Consider the following 281-nt stretch of genomic DNA (forward strand, 5'->3'; position numbering starts at 1 on the left):
ATGTGATGCATGCGCTGGGCGGCATCTACTCCGCCCCCAACACGCCCGACTGGCGCGAGCGGTCGGGGCGGCTGGTGAAGCTCCTGATGGACGGGCTGCGGTTCGGGGCGACGAAGGCCGGCTAGCTTCACGCCGCCGCCTCCACCTTGTACCGCAGCCACACCACGCCGCCTTCCAGCGTCTCCGTGCCGAAATGCCGAAGCGCCTTGCCGGCTGCGGGGCGGTCGTCTGCAGCGCCCAGGAACTCGAAGATGCTGGGCACCCCGGCCAGCCCGTCTATG

1 pseudogene is annotated in these 281 nt (G+C 70.1%); it reads left to right on the forward strand.

Annotated elements, in window-relative coordinates:
* Positions 1-125: pseudogene (locus EN859_RS40180) on the forward strand (TetR family transcriptional regulator); the annotation flags it as partial.
* Positions 126-281: the final 156 nt, after the last annotated feature.

Source organism: Mesorhizobium sp. M00.F.Ca.ET.216.01.1.1 (genome assembly GCF_004010325.2).
Taxonomy (GTDB): Bacteria; Pseudomonadota; Alphaproteobacteria; order Rhizobiales; family Rhizobiaceae; genus Mesorhizobium.